17 protein-coding genes are annotated in these 17,153 nt (G+C 59.0%); 11 read left to right on the forward strand and 6 right to left on the reverse strand.

Annotated elements, in window-relative coordinates; genetic code table 11:
• The first annotated feature begins 996 nt into the window (after nucleotides 1–996).
• Entirely contained in the window at nucleotides 997–1,188 is a 192-nt protein-coding gene (locus AC1DE4_RS03440; protein ID WP_477879932.1) for a hypothetical protein, read from the forward strand.
• A gap of 73 nt (nucleotides 1,189–1,261) precedes the next feature.
• On the opposite strand, the gene AC1DE4_RS03445 is transcribed toward AC1DE4_RS03440, so the two are convergent.
• Entirely contained in the window at nucleotides 1,262–1,867 is a 606-nt protein-coding gene (locus tag AC1DE4_RS03445; protein WP_477879934.1) for a PIN domain-containing protein, read from the reverse strand.
• Nucleotides 1,868–2,750: 883 nt separating this feature from the next.
• Between AC1DE4_RS03445 and AC1DE4_RS03450 the strand changes: the two genes are divergently transcribed.
• From AC1DE4_RS03450 to AC1DE4_RS03465, 4 genes are all read left to right on the forward strand, one after another.
• Nucleotides 2,751–4,667 carry an AAA family ATPase gene (locus tag AC1DE4_RS03450; RefSeq protein WP_477879936.1) on the forward strand — a complete coding sequence of 639 codons (1,917 nt, stop codon included), beginning with the start codon at nucleotides 2,751–2,753 and terminating at the stop codon, nucleotides 4,665–4,667.
• Nucleotides 4,664–5,431, forward strand: coding sequence for a metallophosphoesterase (locus tag AC1DE4_RS03455; RefSeq protein ID WP_477879938.1), 768 nt, complete (start codon nucleotides 4,664–4,666; stop codon nucleotides 5,429–5,431). Before AC1DE4_RS03450 ends, AC1DE4_RS03455 begins: the two co-directional genes overlap by 4 nt.
• A gap of 163 nt (nucleotides 5,432–5,594) precedes the next feature.
• Nucleotides 5,595–5,747, forward strand: a complete 153-nt coding sequence (locus AC1DE4_RS03460; RefSeq protein WP_477879940.1) for a hypothetical protein — start codon at nucleotides 5,595–5,597, stop codon at nucleotides 5,745–5,747.
• Between the two features lie 123 nt (nucleotides 5,748–5,870).
• Entirely contained in the window at nucleotides 5,871–6,041 is a 171-nt protein-coding gene (locus AC1DE4_RS03465; RefSeq protein ID WP_477879942.1) for a hypothetical protein, read from the forward strand.
• A 384-nt stretch (nucleotides 6,042–6,425) separates the two neighbouring features.
• On the opposite strand, the gene AC1DE4_RS03470 is transcribed toward AC1DE4_RS03465, so the two are convergent.
• Entirely contained in the window at nucleotides 6,426–6,989 is a 564-nt protein-coding gene (locus AC1DE4_RS03470; RefSeq protein ID WP_477879944.1) for a hypothetical protein, read from the reverse strand.
• A gap of 173 nt (nucleotides 6,990–7,162) precedes the next feature.
• Between AC1DE4_RS03470 and AC1DE4_RS03475 the strand changes: the two genes are divergently transcribed.
• The 6 genes from AC1DE4_RS03475 to AC1DE4_RS03500 all read left to right on the forward strand — a co-directional run bounded on the left by AC1DE4_RS03475 (nucleotide 7,163) and on the right by AC1DE4_RS03500 (nucleotide 13,261).
• On the forward strand, nucleotides 7,163–7,885 hold the full coding sequence (locus tag AC1DE4_RS03475) for a FadR/GntR family transcriptional regulator (protein ID WP_025658300.1): 723 nt from the start codon (nucleotides 7,163–7,165) through the stop codon (nucleotides 7,883–7,885).
• The gene (locus AC1DE4_RS03480) at nucleotides 7,882–9,048 is read left to right on the forward strand and encodes a PLP-dependent transferase (protein ID WP_018855411.1); all 1,167 of its coding nucleotides are present in this window, start codon (nucleotides 7,882–7,884) and stop codon (nucleotides 9,046–9,048) included. Before AC1DE4_RS03475 ends, AC1DE4_RS03480 begins: the two co-directional genes overlap by 4 nt.
• Nucleotides 9,049–9,085: 37 nt before the next feature.
• A complete protein-coding gene (locus AC1DE4_RS03485) occupies nucleotides 9,086–10,345 on the forward strand; it encodes an ABC transporter substrate-binding protein (protein ID WP_025658301.1) in 1,260 nt (419 codons plus the stop codon).
• A gap of 84 nt (nucleotides 10,346–10,429) precedes the next feature.
• Complete coding sequence (locus AC1DE4_RS03490; protein ID WP_477879947.1) at nucleotides 10,430–11,365, forward strand: carbohydrate ABC transporter permease; 936 nt, start codon at nucleotides 10,430–10,432, stop codon at nucleotides 11,363–11,365.
• Nucleotides 11,366–11,369: 4 nt separating this feature from the next.
• Nucleotides 11,370–12,200 (forward strand): carbohydrate ABC transporter permease, encoded by an 831-nt coding sequence (locus AC1DE4_RS03495; RefSeq protein WP_025658303.1) that lies wholly within the window; start codon nucleotides 11,370–11,372, stop codon nucleotides 12,198–12,200.
• Nucleotides 12,201–12,205: 5 nt separating this feature from the next.
• Complete coding sequence (locus tag AC1DE4_RS03500) at nucleotides 12,206–13,261, forward strand: ABC transporter ATP-binding protein (protein WP_477879949.1); 1,056 nt, start codon at nucleotides 12,206–12,208, stop codon at nucleotides 13,259–13,261.
• 11 nt (nucleotides 13,262–13,272) lie between these two features.
• Here AC1DE4_RS03500 and AC1DE4_RS03505 read toward each other — a convergent pair whose 3' ends face one another.
• The 4 genes from AC1DE4_RS03505 to cysT form a co-directional block, all read right to left on the reverse strand.
• Entirely contained in the window at nucleotides 13,273–14,100 is an 828-nt protein-coding gene (locus tag AC1DE4_RS03505) for a cell wall hydrolase (protein ID WP_477879951.1), read from the reverse strand.
• Nucleotides 14,101–14,371: 271 nt separating this feature from the next.
• Complete coding sequence (locus AC1DE4_RS03510; protein WP_477879953.1) at nucleotides 14,372–15,418, reverse strand: sulfate/molybdate ABC transporter ATP-binding protein; 1,047 nt, start codon at nucleotides 15,416–15,418, stop codon at nucleotides 14,372–14,374.
• 10 nt (nucleotides 15,419–15,428) lie between these two features.
• Nucleotides 15,429–16,298 (reverse strand): sulfate ABC transporter permease subunit CysW, encoded by an 870-nt coding sequence (gene cysW, locus AC1DE4_RS03515; protein WP_477879955.1) that lies wholly within the window; start codon nucleotides 16,296–16,298, stop codon nucleotides 15,429–15,431.
• Nucleotides 16,288–17,145 carry a sulfate ABC transporter permease subunit CysT gene (gene cysT / locus AC1DE4_RS03520; RefSeq protein WP_477879957.1) on the reverse strand — a complete coding sequence of 286 codons (858 nt, stop codon included), beginning with the start codon at nucleotides 17,143–17,145 and terminating at the stop codon, nucleotides 16,288–16,290. The genes cysW and cysT overlap by 11 nt, the downstream gene beginning before the upstream one ends.
• Between the last annotated feature and the right edge of the window lie 8 nt (nucleotides 17,146–17,153).

Raw genomic sequence — 17,153 nt, forward strand, 5'->3', positions numbered from 1 at the left:
AATAGCGCGAAACTGAATGGACAATTATGGCAACAGGACTCGCCTTCCGATGATCGGCGTGGCAACCATAGGTCATTCGAGCCACTTGGAGGGGACATGTGGGAATATCTTGGCATCGCGGCGGCCTTCGGCCTTGGGTGGGCAATCAGGAACGGGGCAGCCAAGCCGGATCGAGGAGCAGCCGCTCACGCGCTATCAATGAAGGCGCAAAATCTCGAAGAGGCCGAATCCAGATATCTCCAAACGCATCAGAGGGAGGTTGCCAACCGATCTCATGGAGAAGGCGTATAGGAAGGCCAGGCGGCGTCAGGACGAGGCTATCGAGGGTGGGCCTGCGCGGATCGAGGCGGAGCTGACGGCACTATCGCACAAGTATCCGTTCTTTCAGGATTTCGAAGTTACTCGTGCAAAATCTCGGCCTGCAACACGAAAGAGAAACGGAAAGTCTATCACGCTGGCATAAATCCGAAATTCCATGGGGCGACAGCTGCTTCCTAACGGGGCGCTCCCATCCAAAAAGATTATGGCGAGTTAAGGTCGGGCCGGGTGGGCCCGATCATGTTAGCAATCTCAGCAGCCTCTGGCCGAGCGTCGCCGGGGTTGTGTGGATAGTGCTCCCAACACCACCACCGTGTTTCGACAGACTTCGACGACGTATGGCCGAATCCGCCCCACGCCTTGCATCCCGCTGTCGAACACCAGTGATCAATGGTGGCGTCGATAGCACTGCTACGTCCATGGAGGCTCACGGAGGATTGCTCCCGAGCAATCGCAAGGTCCAACCGGAGGACTTGGGCGGTTGAATGCCTGCCTTGGTCGGTAAAAGATAGACTTCAACTTCGCCGTTGACTGGTGCCGACCTCTCCTGTGAGGCGGCAGGCTAGATCAAGCGCACGACGTTCGTGCCTGATCTGGCGTCCTCCATTCCCTGGGGTCATGCTTTTCACGACGACAGCGTCAGGGTATAGTGTGAGTCTAGTTTGGGAGTTTGTGCGGATGAGGGACCAAGAAGAATGGTCGCGGGTCGAAGCGGAAGCGCGCATACGCGACGTTTTCGATGACGCCAAAGCAGGTGAGCCGCAGATCGTCCGTGATAACGGTGGCAAGTTCGAAGTTAGATTTGTTGCCGATGATTCAGCTAAACCCGCTGGGCAGTATCTGGCGCAAGGCGGCCCTGATGAAGATTGAGCCCAAGCGCCGGCCAGCGTGGACGTGCCACATTGGGATTCGGCTACCATACTAATTTTGAGCCAGCACAGTTCTAACGAGGCGACACGTCACATGGCGCTTTCCAATCGTTTTGCGGGCGTTGGTCGTGGTTCGCACTGCTGCTCTGGGAATGCCGTAACGGCAAGGCGTCGGCAGATTGGCTGACAGCAGAGTATTTTATTGACCGAGGAACGGCCCAAATCTGATGGTTTGGATTGTAGACGCCCGGCAGCGCCTGGAATTTGTTGATCTGCACAAAGTCACCGTGGTTCATTGTCGCGATTGGCATGTCGTACACGATCGATAAAGCCGCGATGAAGATATCCTGCCCGGGTTTCTTGTCTTCTTCCGGATACCAAAGCTTGCGAAGAGGGTGGCAGCAGTAGAGCTTCGCAACTAGTCGTGCGACCGCGGGCGTATAAGGGGGGGAATAGAAACTCGTCTTCAGCAGGCCATCTATCCAGTCAGTCAACTTCCTAGCGCGGACTGGGTCGACTGGCCACAGCTCGGCTATTCCTGTTTCGACCTCCAGTATGGCCCCGAAGGGTATAGCCAAGCGCGATTGACGCGCCAGCCATTTTGAAACCGCTGGCAAAGGAGATGTCTTACTGGAGTTGCTGATTACATTCGTATCCAGCAAGAAGATTTCTTCAGTCATGCCTCCGGTCCGCATCACAATCAGATAGGACACGGTCGCGCGCCAGGATTAACAAGTTGTAAAAGGAAAGGTTAGCTACTCCTAATTTAGATAAGGGCGTTGACCTTTGTAGCGATGTTCGCTATATGTTCTTTCCATGAGCCAGATAGCCGTGAACCGAATTATACGAATTATTTGAACGCAGCCGCGCGGGCGGAATGGTGTCCAATTTCGTATCTTGTAGAGGTCACGCATGCAATCTCCGGATCACGTTAAGCAGAACAGACGCTCCGTCGCCGATACTGACAAACCCCTATTCTACCGACCACCGTTGAAAGGACCACCGCGCCCGATGTTCCGTTCGAACGCTGCGCGGGACATGGCTTCCATTCTGGATCTAAATCCAGGCGTCCAATCCTGGACATGCAGTGCCATTGCGTTGAGGGTCGGTCGTAGACAACACGTTTCCGATTTCCAGATGGAGGATGCCGACGGTCGCCAGTGGCTGCTGGATGTGTTCGATCGGAGAAACCCTCCCGATGAATGCATTCTCCAAGCCGCGGCGTCCGTACTCTCGTTTCAATACCGGAGGGTGGATCGTGCCGAGATTTACGATGGATTCAGACTTAGGAACGCGAACGATCTGCTCCGCTACGCCGGGCACAGTGTTCCACTCGGTGACCGAGTTTGTTTGCTGTCGCTACTGGGTGAACACGGCCCGTTGTCACTGTCCGACTGCCTCCGTGCAGTCCGGGAAACTCGGCCAGTGGCCGCAATTGCATCTCTTATCCTACAAGGCTACCTCGAGGTTGACCTCGACGACGAGCTGATCGGACCGGAGACGATGGTGAGACGAATTAGCGGCTGAGCCTTACCGCCGTCACTCCAATCCACGAGGCTCATCATGACATCCCTTTTTGCATCTCGGAGACCCGAAACCGGACCCGTCAACCTGGTCACAGTCGTCGCGCCGATGGCCGTCCGCAGAACCGTCAGGCATTTTCTGCGGTTATCTCACTACGTTCTTGCGATCCGAACGCCAAACCTGAACGATGTGTACGTATACGAGATGGCTGCGCGCGCTCTTCTCGATCCGCAAGGCCTGATGGACGAGGACGGACAGCTCGCGGTAATGGCGACCCAAGCGTCACACATCAAGGAAAGCGGATGGGACCTCGCACGCAGGTTCAACAAAATCCAACGTGTGCTTCTCTTCTATACGGACGAAACCGAAATCTCGGCCGATCTGGCTTTACTGATCGATCACAAAATCGAAATGCAGTTGCCAACACCCAAGCACTTCGAGGAAGGAGCAAAATACTTCGGACAGACGATTTCCTGTGACGAGGCAGCGTACCTCGCAACCCGCGATCTCCGCGACATCCGCTTGGCTTGGCGGCCAAACCGCTCGATCCCGAAGCTCATCCATCGTCTGAAGAGAGCCGTCCCGGAGGAGCCGCGGCCGAACGTCGAGCTGTCCGAGCGCGGGTCTCCGCGCTTGGAGGATCTCGCTGGATTTGGAGCAGCCAAAATCTGGGGGCTTCAGCTGGCCGCCGACATCAAGGCTTGGATGGCAGGGGAAATTGAGTGGGCCGATGTCGACAAAGGCATCGTTCTGGCTGGCCCGAGCGGCTGTGGCAAGTCGACCTTTCCGAAGGCTCTCGCCAACACCTGCGGTATCGCTCTTATCACCAGTTCAGCCGCGGCTTGGCAGGCCACGGGGCATCTTGGCGACATGCTGAAAGCGATGCGGAAAGCCTTCAAGGAGGCGGCCGCTGCCAGACCCTCGGTCCTCTTCATTGATGAAGTCGACAGCGTCGGAGACCGAGAAGCGTATAAGAATAGCGACTATCACGACTACAAGCGCCAGGTAATCAACGGGCTTCTGGAATGCATGGACTCTACCGACGGACGAGTGGGCGTCGTAGTGGTCGGCGCTACCAACGACGCAAGCGCGATAGACGCCGGCCTGCTGCGCCCCGGTCGGTTCGAGCAGGTTGTGCAAATCGAACGACCGGATGCAGAGGATCGGCAGGCAATCCTTAGATATCACCTGCCGGAGCTTGCAGTACAGGATTTCAGTCCATTCGTTGCACAGACCGAGGAATGGTCGGGTGCCGACATCGAGAAGTTGGCCCGGGACGCACGGCGAACGGCTCGGCGTTCGGGACGGAAAGCCGTAACGGACGACGACCTGCTCGGCGCAATGCCGACACTCTCTGCCTACACTGACGAGGAGCGATTTCGGCTCGCCGTCCACGAAATCGGGCACGCTGTCGTTGGTGCAACATTACGGCCGGAACAACTCTTAAAGGTCAAGATCAATCGGTGGCGGCCGGCCCAAGTGGGCTGGAACCAGATCGGCGTTACCTTTTTCGACGGTAATTCTCCACTCATGACAACGGCCTCCTACTTCACGGACACCATCGCGATCCTCCTGAGCGGGATGGCCGCGGAGCGCATCCTCCTCGGCGAGCATTCTATGGCATCCGGTGGCGATGCCTCGGCCGACCTTACCAAAGCCACCGATATTGCCACGATGATGGAACGATCCTTCGCGTTCGGCGACGGGCTTCTCACAGACATGGGCATCGGCCGACGCCCCATGGAGAACCTACGACAGTCCGACCCAGCCCTCCGTCAGGCCGTTCGGCAGCGCCTTGATGCTCAATACGACCGGGTGATGCAAATCCTCATATCGAACCGAGCTGAAGGGCAGAGCTTGGCCGAACGGCTATCGGATTGCTTCGAGCTCGAAGCCGCCGACATTCTTCAGGCGCTACATATCCAAGTGGATTCCAAAATGGAGGAGGAAGCATGAGAATTTCGGTGTTCTCCGACCTTCATCTCGAATTCGGCAAGCCCTTCACGGCCGCACCGCCTATCGGTACTGACGTCATCGTTTGTGCGGGCGACGTATTGGATAAAGGCGTCGTGCCAAGTATCGAATGGTTGGCGGCGATGGCAGAGCCAAGTATTCCCATTATTTTTGTAGCGGGAAATCACGAATTTTATCGCAGTTCCATGGTCGAGAGCATTGCGGCGGCGAACGCGCTACGCGATCGGCACCCGAATATCCATTTCCTTGACGACCGTGATGTCGTGATCGACGACGTGCTTTTCGCCGGCGCGACGTTTTGGACAGATTTCCGACTTTTCAATCGCAATCCGGAAACATCGATGTGGTGGGCCGAGAAGGGGATGAACGACTACAAGCGGATCAACCTCTCCAAGAAGCCATTCAGAAAGTTCAAGCCGATTGAATCTTTCCGAAGGCATGGTGCCTCGATCAAATTCCTGTCGGAAAGCCTGGGTAGAGCGGACGTCAGGAAGAGGGTTGTCGTTACACACCACGCGCCGTCGCCACGATCGATTTCCCGGTACTTCCGGGATGACCCGTTATCACCGTGCTACGCATCCGATTGCGAAGCGTTCATCAGGGAGGCAGAGCCCGATCTATGGGTCCACGGGCATGTGCACCACAGTGTGGACTACACGGTCGGCTTTACTAGGATTATCTGCAATTCACGTGGATATCCGGGGGAGGCGACGGGGTTTGATCCGAGCTTGGTGATTGAAATCTAGAGATGGCGCGGGCGATTTGAAGTGGAGACATGTCTTCCGGCAACGCTCGCGTTCGCAATCTGGAGCCTGTGTCCCAATTGGTATTGACGAGCGGATTGCCACGCGGTGCAATTGAGGAGCCATGAGGGGCTCCATGATCGCTGATTTCACAAAGGAACAACGGATGCGAATTATAGTCGGTGACCGCATGATCGCCGCCCGACGGCTGCACGAGTTGCTGCGCAAGAGAAACAGGCTCCAGAATACGCCTTCGATCGACGAGTGCGAAGAGATCGTTGATCTTCTCGTCGCAGGCGTCGAGCAAGCCGGGAGATAGGCGATTGCTTGACTGTAAGCTGCTCGAAAGTCGGGGCCGTGGACCTCTCTCTTGCTAGTTGCCTTCCTCGACACGAGCCAGCGATCTCTGTAGGCTGTCGATACGTCGAAGGAGACGCATCCAATGGGAACGACCATACCACCCACGGAAAACGAGTCTGACAAGGCCAGCTTTGGCACCGGCCTCGGTGGAGATTTCGAACCCCTCGGCAAACGGATTGTGATCCCCAAAGCACGGGACGAAACACCGCTGAAGATTAAACGCCAGCAGACGAGTAAAGAGAGTGATCGTTGATTTCCGCCGCAATGCCTGCGGCGTTGAACCACGTCATTCTATAGGCCGGTTCCAGGCTTGATATCAGGTCCGCCCTGACTACGCCGACGCTATTCTGTCCAGAACCTCTTCAGACAGTTGAGAGCCATGGCCAGGGTCTCCGGACTGCATCCATGAACCGGTCTATCCGAGCCAGGGACGGGCCGCAGCGCCACTGACGTCTCACAACGGACAAGGTTGGCGGTGGCCTGTCCGCCGTGAAGTGTAGAATTGACGCTCGTGCCCAAAAGCTCAGATCACGTGCTTCGGTAGCGCGGTACGACGAGCGAGTAGGGGCGTGTCGATGCCGAGGCAGTACCACTCCGCCTCTCGGACGAATCGCGTAAGGCCGAAGACCCCATGCGGTCAGGAGTCGCTCATTGGAAACAAGGCCTGCCTACCAGTTCCCCCTTTGCCTGAGAATACTTCGATCTTCGCAATCCGCCCTGCGGACTGGGAAGGTGTGGCATTCTCGAGCACGATGATTTGGGCGAAGTGCTTTAGTTCGTGCCTGTAGAACGATATAGCCAAATCCGATTTCGCCAGCGCGCTTTCATCGTCGGAAAGCTCGCCGTGCTTACTCGTTAGAGGCTCTCGGTAAGTGAGCAACGGAGTATCAAGGACCAGGAAACGCGGATGCGAGAGGCCGCGCCGATGACAGAAGAGCAGAAGCGCTACATTGAAAGCTGCGTGCAATATGGCGCGTACGCCCTTTCCGCTCGCGACCGAACTCGCAAGATCTTTGCCGGGGAGCAAGGCCTTGCCGATGTACTTGGCCTCGTCAACGCGCGGCATGTTCTTGATGCATGCTTCTTCCGAAGCGGCAGTGGATAGGCGGAGGTCATGTGATGTTCTTTCTGTGGGGTCGTTTTTTCCGCTGCAATTTATGGATCTGAGAAAATATAGGAGAAAATGCCTAATTTCGATCATTTCTGGCGTTTTCCGAAAATCTTAGGAGGTGTTTTCCGAGAATTTGAGCCTGATTTCCGAAAAACCAACCGCGCTCGACAGACAACTTGCCCTTGACGCTTCCGCTCCTTTTTGGAAATGCTAGGATGTCAGACCAATTCAAGCTCGACTGCCTATAAGAATTCTGGGGAACCATGAAGGCACCACGCAGCGACAGGCCGGTTATCCGGCCGCTTCCGGCCATGGATCGGGCACGTCAGGTGACCGACGCACTGGCCGAGTATGTTCAGAGCGCGCAATTGAGGGCAGGCGATCGCCTGCCGGCGGAGCGCGAGCTGATGGCGGCGCTGATGGTGGGCCGTTCGACGATCCGCGAAGCGATCCGTCATTTCCAGGCGCTCGGCGTCATCGAAACCCGAAAGGGCAGCGGAACTTACCTGCTGAAACCGGTTTCGAAGGCGACAATCCATATGCCGCTGTCGCTTGATACCGGCCATCTGCGTAACGCTCTTTTGCAAACGCTCGAGGTGCGTCGCGGGATCGAGTGCGAGGCCTGCATGGTCGCCGCACGCAAGCGGACCGACAAGGATCTCATCCTGATCGAGCAGAACCTCAACGAGATGGAGCGCGTCCACATAGAGAAGGGCACGTCGGGGCCTGAAGACCTTGCCTTCCATCTGGCGATCTACGATGCCACCCACAATCCGCTTTTCCGCCAGCTTCTCGAGCAGATGCGCGAGACATTCTGGCAGTTCTGGGAGCATCCCTTCGAGCGCGAGGACTTCGCCCGCCGCTCGTTTCCCTTTCACCGCACGCTCTTCAACGCGATCGCTGCCCGGGACGCCGAGGCCGCGCGTGAAGAGACACTGAAGATCCTCGGGGTTGTCGAGGAAGATATCAAGGAAATGTCGAAATGAACAATGGCGCAGACGCGTTCGATCTTGCCTCGCTCATCACAGCACACGACGAAGGAAACTTCGCCGAAGCCGTCGTGCCACCGATCTTTCAGACGTCGCTTTTCACCTTTTCCGACTATGACGACATGATCTCCTCCTATCGGGGCGAAAAGGTCCGGCCGATCTATACGCGCGGCCTCAACCCGACCGTTCGCATGTTCGAGGAAATGCTGGCAAAGCTCGAGGGCGCTGAAGATGCGCTCGGCTTTGCAAGCGGCATGGCAGCGATCTCCTCGGCGGTGCTCTCCTTCGTCGAGCCGGGCGACCGGATCGTTGCCGTCAAGCACGTCTATCCCGATGCTTTCCGCCTGTTCGGCACGATCCTGAAGCGCATGAAGGTCGAGGTGACCTATGTCGATGGTCGCGATGAAGAGGCGGTAGCCAAGGCGCTGCCCGGCGCCAAGGTCTTCTACATGGAAAGCCCGACCAGTTGGGTGATGGAAGCCCATGATGTCGGCGCGCTCGCGGCCCTTGCCAGGAAGCATGGCGTCGTCACCATGATCGACAATAGCTGGGCGAGCCCATACTTCCAGCAGCCGATTTCACTTGGCGTCGATATCGTCATCCATTCGGCCTCGAAATACCTCGGCGGCCACAGCGACGTCGTGGCCGGTGTCGTTGCCGGCTCGAAGGAGATGATCGCCCGCATCAAGGCAGAGGCCTACCCCTATCTCGGCGGCAAGCTCTCGCCGTTTGACGCATGGCTTCTGATCCGTGGCCTGCGCACATTGCCGATCCGCATGCGGGCGCATGAGGCGGCCGCGATGACGATCGCCAGGCGCCTGCAGGAACTCGACGTGGTGGAGACGGTCTGCCATCCGGGCCTTGCCAACCGGCTTCCGGCTGGCCTCAACGGCACGTCGGGCCTGTTTTCCTTCATATTCCGCGAGGGCGTCGATATCCGCGCCTTCGCCGATCACCTCAAGCTCTTCAAACTGGGAGTGAGCTGGGGTGGGCATGAAAGCCTGATCGTACCAGGCGAGGTCGTCCTTCAGCAGAAGGCGCAACCGAATTCCGCGCATACCTTCGGGATCCATGCGCGGTCAGTACGCCTTCACGTCGGCCTCGAAGGAACTGAGGCGCTGTGGAAGGACATCGAGGCGGCATTGGCGGTCGCCTCTTGAGTTGACAACCTGAAAAACCTGAAAAGGGGGAGCAAGCATGAAAAGACTGATCACCGCCACTCTACTCGCCACGATGATGGCCGGTACGGCGCTCGCCGATACCACGCTGAAACTGGTCGAGGTCATCACCAGCCCCGAACGAACCGAGACCCTGAAATCGATCGTCGGCAAGTTCGAGGCCGCAAACCCCGGCACCAAGGTCGACATCATCTCGCTGCCCTGGAACGAAGCCTTCCAGAAGTTCGCGACAATGGTCTCGGCCGGCGACACGCCGGACGTGATGGAAATGCCCGACACCTGGCTTTCGCTCTACGCCAACAACGGCATGCTCGAAAGCCTCGAGCCCTACCTTGCCAAGTGGGAGCACACCAAGGGCCTGACGCCGCGCGCCCTTGAACTCGGCCGCGACGTCAAGAACACCGCCTACATGCTGCCCTACGGCTTCTACCTGCGTGCGCTGTTCTACAACAAGAACCTCTTCAAGGAAGCGGGCGTTTCCGAGCCACCGAAGACGCTTGACGATTTCGTCGCAGCTTCCGAAAAGGTCTCCAAGCTTCCGGGCAAGTCCGGTTACTGCCTGCGCGGTGGTCCGGGTGGCCTGAACGGCTGGGTGATGTTCGGCGCGACGATGGCGGGCTCCAACAAGTTCTTCAACGAGGACGGCACCTCGACGATGAACAGCGAAGGCTGGGCAAAGGGCCTCGAATGGGTTGTCGATCTCTACAAGAAGGGCCTGACGCCGAAGGACAGCGTCAACTGGGGCTTCAATGAAACCGTCGCCGGTTTCTATTCAGGCACCTGCGCGATGCTCGACCAGGATCCGGACGCGCTGATCGCGGTTGCCCAGCGCATGAAGCCGGAAGATTTCGGCGTCACCAAGATGCCGGTCGGCCCGAGCGGCAAGGGCTTCACGACAATCGGCTTTGCCGGCTGGTCGATGTTCACCACCAGCCAGAACAAGGATCTCTCCTGGAAGCTGATCGAGACACTTGAATCGCCTGAGGGCAACATCGAGTGGAACAAGCGGACGGGCGCACTTCCGGTCCATACCTCGGCCGAGAAGGATCCCTTCTATGCGGGCGATCAGTTCAAGGGTTGGTTCGAGGAGCTGGCCGATCCGAATATCGTTCCGACCGTGATGCCGACCTACCTCGAAGAGTTCGCCTTCTTCAAGGATTCGCTCGCGATCAAGACGACCCAGCAGGCGCTTCTCGGCGACATCACGCCGAAGGAACTGGCTGACCAGTGGGCAGATTATCTGACCAAGGCACAGCAGAAGTTCCTCGCCAAGAAGTAACGGACCACCGGCGGCGGACCTGTCCGCCGCCTCCTTCCCTGTCTTGCGACGGCGCAACAAGCGCCGCAAAACGGATTTTGTCTGATGACCATGACTGCCGATACGCTGGAAAGGCACCAGGACAGGCGCCCCTGGCTGAAGCGCGTCGCCGATGCCTCCGAACCCTATCTCTACAGTGCGCCATCGCTGGTCCTGATCATTGCGGTGATGCTGGTGCCACTGGTGATCGGGGTGTCCTACGCGTTTCGTGACATCCAGCTGCTCAATCCCTTTTCGGGCGGCTTCATCGGGCTCGACCATTTCCGTGCACTCTCGCAAGATGCCGCTTTTTACGGTGCCTTGAAGAATACGCTGTTGTGGACGGGCGCCTCCGTCCTGCTGCAGTTCGTCTTCGGCCTCATCCTCGCGCTTCTGCTCGACAAGCCGTTCTGGGGCAGGGGTGTCGTGCAGGCTCTGGTCTTTCTGCCCTGGGCTGTCCCATCCTTCCTCGCCGGTCTGAACTGGGCCTGGCTCTTCAATCCCGTGATCGGCCCAATCCCGCACTGGCTGTTTGCGCTGGGGCTGATGAGCGAGCCTGCCAACATCCTCTCCGATCCGCAACATGCGATGTGGGGACCGATTATCGCCAATGTCTGGTGGGGCATCCCGTTCTTTGCGATCACCCTGCTTGCCGCATTGCAGGCGATTCCGCGCGATCTCTATGAGGCAGCCTCCATCGACGGCGCCGGCTGGTTCCAGCGGTTTCGTTCGATCACCTTGCCCTTCCTCGCGCCGACGATTGCCATCACCGTGCTGCTGCGCACCGTCTGGGTCTCCAACTTCGCCGACCTGATCGTCGTCATGACCGGCGGCGGGCCGGCCGACCGGACGCAGATCGTCGCGAGCTACATCTTCACGCAGGCCTTCAAGCGCCTGGACTTCGGCTATGCCTCGGCAATCGCACTGGTGCTGCTCGTCCTGCTGCTCGCCTACTCGATGCTGATCATCCTGCTGCGGCAGACCCTGCTGAACAAGGATTGATGCCATGAAGCGATCCCTTCTCCCCACCATCGCGCATCGCCTGGCCATTCTCTGCTACATCGTCTTTGCGCTGTTTCCGCTGTTCTGGCTCCTCAAGGTGTCGGTGACGCCGAACGACCTGCTCTATACGGAAGGCGTCCGGATGTGGCCTTCACGGACGACCTTTGAGCATTATTCCTTCGTCATCCAGCACAGTGCCTTCCCGACCTTCTTCAAGAACAGCCTGATCGTGTCGGCCTCGACCGCCGTCGTCGTGACAATCTGCGCTTCGCTTTCGGGCTATGCGCTGTCGCGCTTCAACTTCCGGGCGAAGTACTGGATCGTCGCCTTGATGCTGCTGACGCAGATGTTCCCGCTTGTCATGCTGGTTGCGCCGATCTTCAAGATCCTGACGCCACTGCACCTGACAAACAGCCTCACCGGCCTCGTCGTCGTCTACACCGCCTTCAACGTGCCCTTTGCCACCTTCCTGATGCAGTCGTTCTTCGACGGCATTCCGAAGGATCTCGAGGAGGCAGCGATGATTGACGGCGCAACGCAGTTTACGGCCTTCCGGCAAATCATCCTGCCGCTGACGTTGCCCGGCATCGCCGCAACGCTCGGCTTTGTCTTCACCGCTGCGTGGAGCGAACTGCTCTTTGCTCTCATGCTGATCAACGGCAACGACGCGGCGACCTTCCCGGTCGGGCTTTTGACCTTCGTTTCCAAATTCTCCGTGGATTTCGGGCAGATGATGGCGGCGGGCGTGCTCGCGCTCATCCCGGCCGGTCTCTTCTTCCTGCTCATCCAGCGTTATCTCGTCCAGGGCCTGACGGCCGGCGCGGTCAAGGGTTAATCAAAATGGCATCGATCGATATCCAGAACGTCAAGAAGGCCTATGGCCCCGTCAAAGTGCTGCATGACGTCGACCTCAGGATCAAGGACGGCGAGTTCGTCGTGCTTGTCGGCCCGTCGGGCTGCGGCAAGTCCACGCTGCTGCGCATGATCGCTGGCCTTGAGGACGTTACCGGCGGCGAGATCCGCATTGCCGGCAATCGCGTCAACGAGCTGCATCCGAAGGACCGCGACATCGCCATGGTGTTCCAGTCCTATGCGCTCTATCCGCACATGAATGTTGCCGGCAACATGAGCTACAGCCTGAAGCTTCGCAAAACCGCAAAGGAAAAGATCGCCAGCGCCGTCGGTGCTGCCGCCTCCAAGCTCGGCCTCGACCCGCTGCTCGAACGCCGGCCGAAGGCGCTTTCGGGCGGCCAGCGCCAGCGCGTCGCCATGGGCCGTGCCATCGTGCGCCAGCCGAAAGCCTTCCTCTTCGATGAGCCGCTGTCGAACCTCGACGCGCGCCTGCGCGAACAGATGCGCGCGGAAATCAAGAAACTGCATGGCGACCTGAAGGCGACGTCGATCTATGTCACCCACGACCAGATCGAGGCGATGACGCTCGCCGACAGGATCGTTGCCATGCATGGCGGTGTCGTGCAGCAGGTCGGCAGCCCGCTCGAACTCTACGATACTCCCGCCAACCTCTTCGTCGCCGGCTTCATCGGCTCGCCAGGCATGAATTTCCTGGACGCGACCTATACAGACGGCGGGGTCCGCCTGAAGGACGGAACGGTTGTCCCGCTCGCTGCGCCGCTATCGCTGACAAGCGGTGCTAAAGTCACGCTCGGCATTCGTCCGGAGCATGTTGTGATTGCCAGCGAGGGCGGTCTGACCGCGAACGTCGAATTGGTCGAGCCGACCGGCTTCGGCATCATCCTGCACCTGTCGCTGCACGGCCTGCCATTCAAGATCTTCACGCTCGACCGGGCCGCGTTGACATCCGGCCCGACAATCAACGTCTCGTTCCCCGCGCAGCATCTGCACGTCTTCGATGCCGATGGAACCAGGGCGAAGTAGGGCGAACAGCCTCAGCCGTGGGCGAGGCTGCCGCGCAGAACGGCGTTATCGAAGTCCGGCCTCGGCGTCGGAATGGCGACTGGTATCGCCGCGTCGGTGCTGACAGGTACGACAGCTTCCGTCGGTGCCGGAGGAGCCGGTTCCGTTCCCAAGGTCGCCACGGTCCCGGGCATCGGGATCGGCACAGGGACCGTCGTTGGAACAAGCGCCTCGAACTGCGCCGGCATCCTGCTGCGGCCCGGCAGATAGTTCATTGCAACTTCATATGCGGGCAAGGGTGCTGGCGTCTGCAGCGCGCCGTCCCGGCCACGCTTCTCGTAGAACGCATTGCCGCCGGCAATCGTCACGTAGTGCATGTTGCGATATGGAAATGACAGACCGTCCGTGTGAAAGAACATCGCGTCCTTGACGCCCGGATGCCGTTCGCCACGCAAGATTGCGTCAGCGGCGTCTGCCAGTTCAACCTCGGCGACAGGCTCGACCTCGCGCGTCATCACGCCAGGTGCAAACTGCCTCTGTTGGGCAACAACACCGCAGATTGAATCGGGATAGGCGCCCGACGTCAGACGGTTCATGACCACGGTTCCGACCGCCATGTAGCCGTCGCGATCAGAATGCTCGGATTCGAAGTACATTGCCCGCTTCAGGCAATCGCGATCCTTGGCCGTATAATTGAAGGTAACTTTGGTTGATTGCGCCGCGTGCGCCGCATTCCTGGGCTTGGTGGCTTCGCTCACCACCTTCGAAGCCGGTTGCTGTGCGGTCGTGCAGCCTGCAGCAGCCACGCCCGCGAGCAAAATCCCGGCGAGAGATTTTCCCAACGATGTATGCGCCCTCAATGTCAGGTGCCCCCTATTTAGAGTAGTAAGCCCTTCTCGATTAAGTGATCGCTTTCTTACCTGCGTTTCGGGTAAATTTCAAACCCAATTAGTATCACAATTTGATTTGGGCGCCTTTCGCCCGGCTGCGCAGGGTGATTCGCACTGCTGCCGCCCACCGAAAACAAAGAGATCTTCCATCGCCGGTAATGACCGCCAGGCGGATGCAACCACCGAAATCGGCCCGCGCGGCATGCTGATTCGTACCGTTATCGACCGCGTGGACCCGTCACTATGAAGCCGGCCGGAACAACTTCCACCGTGTCGGTCTGAAGGCGATCCGCGTCCGATCGAGCGTCCCTGCCTGCGAAGGCGACAGTTCGAGTTCGATGGGCGGATGTCCCTTGCCGATGTCGACCTCGATATGGCGCGTGCCGGCAACGCGCCGGCTTGTCGTCAGCAGACCGGCGATGCAACCGCCGCAGCCGTCCCGCAACTCGATATCGTGCGGCCGGAAGTAAAGCTGGGCGTCTCCATCTGCTTCGCTCTCGACCTTCAGCCCGAGCGGCCGGTCCTCGAACCAGATCTCGCCGCCATTGACCCGCACGTCGAGACAGTTCGACTGTCCGACAAAGCCAAAGACGAAGGGAGAGTTTGGGTTGTCGTACACCTCGTCGGGTGTTCCGATCTGCTCGATCGCGCCCTGGCTCATGACAACCACGCGGTCGGCAAGCTCCATTGCCTCGTCCTGGTCGTGCGTGACGAAGACGGTGGTGTGGCCGGTGCGATCATGGATCTCGCGCAGCCATTTGCGCAGATCCCTGCGCACCTGGGCGTCGAGCGCGCCGAAGGGCTCGTCAAGCAGAAGAACGGTCGGCTCAACCGCCATGGCGCGCGCAAGCGCCACGCGCTGACGCTGGCCGCCGGAAAGCTGGGCCGGATAGCGCTTCTCCAGGCCGGAGAGTTGAACGAGGTCGAGAAGCTCCAGAGCCCGCCTGCGGATCTCAGCCTTGGGCGGACGCCGCGCACCATCGCGCACTTTCAGGCCGAAGGAGACATTGTCGAGCACGGTCATATGCCGGAAGAGGGCATAATGCTGGAACACGAAGCCGATATTGCGCTGCTGCACGGTTTTTTTCGATGCATCCTCGTCGCCGAAATAGATCGACCCTCCCGTCGGGCTCTCGAGACCGGCAATAAGACGCAGCAAGGTCGTCTTGCCGGAACCGGAGGGTCCCAGCAGCGCAATCAGTTCACCGGAGTGTATGTCGAGCGAGACGTCGTGCAGCGCGGGAAAGCGTTCGAATTCCTTGCGCAGGTTTTGTACGCGAACTTCCATTCCAATTCCTTCAGTGCCGTCGGCTGGCGGCGATTTCTTCACTGTATCGCAGCTCGAGCAGCGTCTTTAAAACAAGGGTCACGAGCGCAAGCAAGGCAAGCAGGGTGGCGACGGCAAACGCGCCGGTGAAATTGTATTCGTTATAGAGAATTTCCACCTGCAGCGGCATGGTGTTCGTCTGTCCCCGGATGTGACCGGAGACCACAGAAACGGCGCCGAACTCACCCATGGCGCGGGCGTTGCAGAGCAGTACGCCGTAGAGCAGACCCCATTTGATGTTCGGCAAGGTCACATGCCAGAAGGTCTGCCAGCCACTGGCCCCGAGCGATATCGCCGCCTCTTCGTCACCCGTCCCCTGTTCCTGCATCAGGGGGATCAGCTCGCGCGCCACGAAGGGAAAGGTGACGAACATGGTCGCGAGAATGAGCCCCGGAACGGCAAACAGGATCTTGATATTGTAGGCGCTCAGCCAATGACCAAGATAGGTATTGGCACCAAGCAGCAGGACGAAGACCAGTCCCGAAATGACCGGCGAGACCGAAAAGGGCAGGTCGATCAACGTCGTCAGAAGAGCCTTGCCCTTGAACTCGAACTTGGCAATCGCCCAGGCGGCCGCCACTCCAAAAGACAGGTTGAGAGGCACGCTGACACCCGCGACGATGAGGGTCAGGCGAATGGCGGAAAAGGTCTCCTCGTCCTGCAGCGCCTCGATGAACGGTCCCGCCCCCTTGCGGAAGGCTTCGACGAAAACGGCTGCCAGGGGCAGAAGCAGGATCAGCGTCAAGAAAAGGAGCGAGACAAAGATCAGCGTCCGCCGTGCGAACCGGTGTTCGGTAACGGCGGAGCCCACCTTTGTCGGAGCGCTGGTATCAAGTGCCATAACCATATCTCCGTCTGCTCCAGCTCTGGATGAGGTTGATGATCAGCAGCATGGCAAACGAAATGACCAGCATCACGGCCGCAATGCCCGTGGCAGCTGCATAATTATATTCTTCGAGCTTGATGACGATCAGAAGCGGCGCAATCTCCGAACGGAACGGAAGATTGCCGGCAATAAAGATCACCGAGCCATACTCGCCGACGCCGCGGGCGAAGGCGAGCGCAAAACCCGTCAGGACAGGTGGGGCTAGGCCCGGCAGCAAAACGCGGAAGATCGTCTGCAGGCGCGTGGCGCCAAGCGTTGCGGCAGCTTCTTCCACCTCCTTGTCGATCTCCTCCATGACGGGCTGGACCGTCCGCACGACGAAGGGAAGGCCGACGAACACCAGGGCAATGACGATACCAAGCGGCGTGAAGGCGATCTTGATGCCGAGTGGTGTCAGGAACTGGCCGATCCAGCCATTCGGCGCATAAAGTGTTGCGAGCGCAATACCGGCCACGGCGGTCGGCAATGCAAACGGCAAATCGACCATGGCATCTATGATGCGTTTGCCAGGGAAGCGGTAGCGCACGAGCACCCAGGCCAGAACGACGCCGAAGGCGGCATTGAGGCAGGCGGCTGCAAAGGCGGCTCCAAAGCTGATGCGAAGAGCACTCAGCGTACGAGGATTGAAGGCAATGGCCAGGAATTCTGTCCAGCCGAGCTCGCTCGACCGCCAGGCAAGGCCCGAAAGCGGAACGAGGATCAGAAGGGTGAGCCAGGTCAAGGTAAGGCCGAGCGCCATTCCAAAGCCTGGAATGACGCTCGGCCGTCTGAACCGCCACCGCGTGGGGCTATATGCTTTCATGCGACGTA

The sequence above is a fragment of the Rhizobium sp. 10N414 genome (assembly GCF_056394785.1).

What these genes read in the sequence shown, in the direction of transcription:
- AC1DE4_RS03495 (WP_025658303.1), top strand. Translation starts at nt 11,370, where the DNA reads ATGAAGCGATCCCTTCTCCCCACCATCGCGCATCGCCTGGCCATTCTC.
- AC1DE4_RS03500 (WP_477879949.1), top strand. Translation starts at nt 12,206, where the DNA reads ATGGCATCGATCGATATCCAGAACGTCAAGAAGGCCTATGGCCCCGTC.
- AC1DE4_RS03490 (WP_477879947.1), top strand. Translation starts at nt 10,430, where the DNA reads ATGACCATGACTGCCGATACGCTGGAAAGGCACCAGGACAGGCGCCCC.
- AC1DE4_RS03455 (WP_477879938.1), top strand. Translation starts at nt 4,664, where the DNA reads ATGAGAATTTCGGTGTTCTCCGACCTTCATCTCGAATTCGGCAAGCCC.
- AC1DE4_RS03465 (WP_477879942.1), top strand. Translation starts at nt 5,871, where the DNA reads ATGGGAACGACCATACCACCCACGGAAAACGAGTCTGACAAGGCCAGC.
- cysW (WP_477879955.1), bottom strand. Translation starts at nt 16,298, where the DNA reads ATGGCACTTGATACCAGCGCTCCGACAAAGGTGGGCTCCGCCGTTACC.
- AC1DE4_RS03450 (WP_477879936.1), top strand. Translation starts at nt 2,751, where the DNA reads ATGACATCCCTTTTTGCATCTCGGAGACCCGAAACCGGACCCGTCAAC.
- AC1DE4_RS03440 (WP_477879932.1), top strand. Translation starts at nt 997, where the DNA reads ATGAGGGACCAAGAAGAATGGTCGCGGGTCGAAGCGGAAGCGCGCATA.
- cysT (WP_477879957.1), bottom strand. Translation starts at nt 17,145, where the DNA reads ATGAAAGCATATAGCCCCACGCGGTGGCGGTTCAGACGGCCGAGCGTC.
- AC1DE4_RS03485 (WP_025658301.1), top strand. Translation starts at nt 9,086, where the DNA reads ATGAAAAGACTGATCACCGCCACTCTACTCGCCACGATGATGGCCGGT.
- AC1DE4_RS03480 (WP_018855411.1), top strand. Translation starts at nt 7,882, where the DNA reads ATGAACAATGGCGCAGACGCGTTCGATCTTGCCTCGCTCATCACAGCA.
- AC1DE4_RS03460 (WP_477879940.1), top strand. Translation starts at nt 5,595, where the DNA reads ATGCGAATTATAGTCGGTGACCGCATGATCGCCGCCCGACGGCTGCAC.
- AC1DE4_RS03510 (WP_477879953.1), bottom strand. Translation starts at nt 15,418, where the DNA reads ATGGAAGTTCGCGTACAAAACCTGCGCAAGGAATTCGAACGCTTTCCC.
- AC1DE4_RS03445 (WP_477879934.1), bottom strand. Translation starts at nt 1,867, where the DNA reads ATGACTGAAGAAATCTTCTTGCTGGATACGAATGTAATCAGCAACTCC.
- AC1DE4_RS03475 (WP_025658300.1), top strand. Translation starts at nt 7,163, where the DNA reads ATGAAGGCACCACGCAGCGACAGGCCGGTTATCCGGCCGCTTCCGGCC.
- AC1DE4_RS03470 (WP_477879944.1), bottom strand. Translation starts at nt 6,989, where the DNA reads ATGATCGAAATTAGGCATTTTCTCCTATATTTTCTCAGATCCATAAAT.